The sequence below is a fragment of the Pedococcus sp. P2_E4 genome (assembly GCF_056403935.1).
Genome location: NZ_JBFUEO010000080.1, coordinates 1 through 3,697 on the forward strand (window position 1 = coordinate 1; position 3,697 = coordinate 3,697).

Genomic DNA, 3,697 nt, shown 5'->3' on the forward strand with positions numbered 1-3,697 from the left:
GTCGACGCCACCCCGGCGCCCGCCAAGCCCCCGGCTGCAGGCCTCGTGCCCGTCGTCGGGGTGGTCGACGGTGACACCCTCAAGGTCCGGGTCAACGGGGTCACCGAGCGCGTGCGGGTCATCGGGATCGACACCCCCGAGCTCGCCTCGAAGGACTGCTTCGCCCAACAGGCGTCCAGCAGGATGCAGAGCCTCGTCCAGTCCAGGAGCGTCCGCCTCGTCGCTGACCCGACCCAGGCCGACCGCGACCGGTACGGCCGGCTCCTGCGGCACGTCCAGCTCGCCGACGGCCGCTCGGTCGCCCAGCTCCTCATCGCCGGAGGGTTCGGCAGGGAGTACACGTACGACCGCGCGTACGCCGGCCAGGCGGCATACCGCAAGGCACAGGAGGCCGCCCGCACGGCGCACCGGGGCATCTGGTCCAGCGGCTGCGCGGGTGGGGTCGCGGCCGCCCCGGGCGGCGCGGCGCCCTCCACGTCACGGGGCTGCACGATCAAGGGCAACATCGCCAGTGACGGCGAGCGGATCTACCACCTCCCCGGGCAGCAGTACTACAGCGTCACCGTCATCACCGAGTCCAAGGGCGAGCGGTGGTTCTGCACGGAGGCCGAGGCCGTCGCGGCCGGGTGGCGCGCCTCGAAGCGGTAGGAACGCCCACGCGCCCCACGGCACACGGGCGCTCGCGCCGACTCGGTCACACCGGCCACGCGCCCGGGCGGCGCGTGGCTATTGTCAGCGCTGACAGTCCTCCCGGCGGAACGAGCGGCCCATGCAGTCCAGCACCTTCACCCTGGCCTCCAGTGACGGCACCCAGCTGCACGTCAACCGGTGGCTCCCCGACGGCCCGGCCAAGGCGATCGTCCAGATCGCGCACGGGATGGCCGAGCACTCCGACCGCTACGCCCGGTTCGCCGAGCGGCTGACCGCCGCGGGGTATGCGGTGTACGCCAACGACCACAGGGGGCACGGCGGCACCGCGCGGACCCCGGACGACGCAGGGTACTTCGCGGACGACAAGGGCTGGGACGCCGTCGTGGGCGACCTTCACCTGCTCAGCGACCACGCCCGCGAGGAGAACCCGGGTCTGCCGCTCTTCCTCTTCGGGCACAGCATGGGGTCCTTCCTCAGCCGGTCGTACGCGAGCCGGTTCGGCACCGACCTCGACGGCCTCGTGCTGTCGGGCACCGCGGGCGACCCGGGCGCGCTCGGCAAGGTCGGCCTCGGGCTGGCCACCGCCCAGGCCCGGCTGCGGGGACGGCGTCACCCCAGCGGCCTCATGGACCAGCTGACCTTCGGCCAGTACGGCGCCGCCTTCAAGCCCAACCGCACCAAGTTCGACTGGCTCTCGCGCGACGAGGCCGAGGTGGACGCGTACGTCGCGGACGAGCGCTGCGGCAACGTGTTCACCGCGGGCTTCTTCGTCGACCTGCTCAGTGGTCTGGGCGCCATCAACTCCGACGGCCTCGTCTCGCGCGTCCCCAAGAACCTGCCGATCTTCGTGTTCTCGGGTGAGCTGGACCCGGTGGGCGACAAGGGGAAGGGCCCTCGGGCAGTGGCGGACCAGTACCGCCGCCTCGGAGTCGGTGACGTCACCGTCAAGCTCTGGCCGCAGGGGCGTCACGAGATGCTGAACGAGACCAACCGCGACGAGGTCATGGACTCCGTCGTCGAGTGGCTCGACGCGCACCTGCCCACTGCGGGCTGAAGCGCTCCCCTGTCACCCGGCCGCGCGGCATACCGGGAAAAATCGCTGCGGAGGAGATGTCGAGAACCTGACGGTCGCTCCGTCCTCGGGGTGATGACGGCCAGAATGGCCGACACGGACCCAAGGAGAGCGACATGGCCAAGTACCTGCTGCTGAAGCACTACCGCGGCGGACCCGAGCGGACCCCACAGGGCTGCATCCCCATGGAGGAGTGGACCCCGCAGGAGATCAACGACCACATCGCGTTCATGCGGCACGTCGCCGACACCCTGCGCGAACGCGGCGAGTTCGTCGACGCCGATGGCCTGTCGCCGGAGGGCACGTTCGTCCGGTTCGACGGCGAGGGCAGGCCGCCGGTGACCGACGGGCCGTTCGCCGAGACCAAGGACCTCATCGCCGGCTGGATGACCATCGACGTCGAGTCGCTGGAGCGGGCCCACGAGGCCGCGGCGTTCCTGTCGTCGGCACCCGGGCCCGGCGGGGTCCCGTTGCAGGAGTGGATCGAGGTCCGCCCGTTCATGTCCGAGCCGCCCACCGTCACGGAGTGAGCTCGGATGACGCCGGTGGCCGGCCTCGACGGGCTGCTGCGGCAGCTAGGCCCGCAGGTGCTCGGGGTCCTCGTCCGTCGCGGCAGTGACTTCGCGGCGGCCGAGGACGCCGTGCAGGAGGCGATGGTCGAGGCGTTCCGCCGGTGGCCCCGGGACGGGGTGCCGACCGAGCCGAAGGGCTGGCTGGTGACGGTCGCGTCGCGCAAGTACGTCGACGCCGTGCGCTCCGAGGCCGCCCGGAGGCGTCGGGAGGTCCGGGACTTCGAGGAGCCCGAGGCGGGTCCGAGCGAGCAGGTCGACGACACCCTGCTGCTGTTGTTCCTCGCGGCACACCCGTCCCTCACGCCGGCGTCGGCGGTGGCGCTGACGCTGCGGGCAGTCGGTGGCCTCACGACCCGTCAGGTCGCCGAGGCCTACCTCGTCCCGGAGGCGACGATGGCGCAGCGGATCAGCCGGGCCAAGCGGACCGTCGAGGGTCATCGCCTCACCGAGCCCGGCGACCTGCGGACCGTGCTGCACGTGCTGTACCTGATCTTCAACGAGGGCTACGGCGGCGAGGTCGACCTCGCCGCCGAGGCGATCCGGTTGACCCGTCAGCTCGCCGGGGCCAGCGACGAGCCCGAGGTCGCGGGGCTGCTCGCGCTGATGCTGCTGCACCACGCCCGGCGGGCGTCCCGACGGACCGCCACCGGAGCGCTCGTGCCCCTGGCCGAGCAGGACCGCTCGCTCTGGGACACAGCGCTCGTCGCCGAGGGCGTCGACATCCTGCAGGCCGCGCTCGCCCGCGACCGGCTGGGCTACTACCAGGCGCAGGCCGCCATCGCGGCCCTGCACGCCGACGCCGCGGCCGCCGACGAGACCGACTGGACCCAGATCCTCGAGTGGTACGACGAGCTGAGCAGGCTCACCGACAGCCCCGTCGTCGCGCTCAACCGCGCCGTGGCTGTGGGTGAGGTGGATGGTCCACTCGCGGGCCTGCGTGCCCTGAAGCGCGTGGACGCGCAGGTGCCCCGACATGCAGCCGTGGCCGCCTACCTGCACGAGAGGGCCGGCGACCTCGACGAGGCCAGGACCTTGTATGCCGTGGCCGCCAGGGCGGCGAGCAGCGCGGCGGAGCGCGACCACCTCACCCGTCAGGCGGCGCGCCTGCCGGCCACCTAGTCCCCCTGTCCACGGGGAGGTCGGGGGCGCCCGGCGCCCGGGGCCGGGCGCCGGCTCTGCGGAAGGTGCGGCTCGCCGCCCCGCTGTCCACAGGGAGGCCAGGGCCGCGCCGCTTGTCCACAGGCTGGGGCTCGGGGGTTGTCTTCACTGAAGGGTTGTGTCTGCGAAAGTCGTTGCGGTGCAACGGAACTCGCGTTGTTCAGCGGTTGGGGCGGCTGTCGGTGGCCTCTCATAGTGTTGGTCTCATGCAGGGGGATCTGACGTTGGAGCAGCGACGCGACCG

General features: G+C 72.3%; 4 protein-coding genes. All 4 read left to right on the plus strand.

Translation table 11 applies throughout. The features are described from left to right. The coding region (locus AC1DV7_RS18120; protein ID WP_477598727.1) for a thermonuclease family protein at nucleotides 1-648 on the plus strand (648 nt) is incomplete at its 5' end. 121 nt (nucleotides 649-769) lie between these two features. Then, a complete protein-coding gene (locus AC1DV7_RS18125; RefSeq protein ID WP_477598728.1) occupies nucleotides 770-1,705 on the plus strand; it encodes a lysophospholipase in 936 nt (311 codons plus the stop codon). Nucleotides 1,706-1,839: 134 nt separating this feature from the next. After that, nucleotides 1,840-2,253, plus strand: a complete 414-nt coding sequence (locus tag AC1DV7_RS18130; RefSeq protein ID WP_477598729.1) for a YciI family protein — start codon at nucleotides 1,840-1,842, stop codon at nucleotides 2,251-2,253. A 6-nt stretch (nucleotides 2,254-2,259) separates the two neighbouring features. Then, complete coding sequence (locus AC1DV7_RS18135) at nucleotides 2,260-3,414, plus strand: RNA polymerase sigma factor (protein ID WP_477598730.1); 1,155 nt, start codon at nucleotides 2,260-2,262, stop codon at nucleotides 3,412-3,414. Nucleotides 3,415-3,697 lie beyond the last annotated feature (283 nt).

Bases quoted from the DNA above. Each gene is read 5' to 3' on its own strand.
- AC1DV7_RS18125 (WP_477598728.1), top strand. From the start codon at position 770: ATGCAGTCCAGCACCTTCACCCTGGCCTCCAGTGACGGCACCCAGCTG.
- AC1DV7_RS18130 (WP_477598729.1), top strand. From the start codon at position 1,840: ATGGCCAAGTACCTGCTGCTGAAGCACTACCGCGGCGGACCCGAGCGG.
- AC1DV7_RS18135 (WP_477598730.1), top strand. From the start codon at position 2,260: ATGACGCCGGTGGCCGGCCTCGACGGGCTGCTGCGGCAGCTAGGCCCG.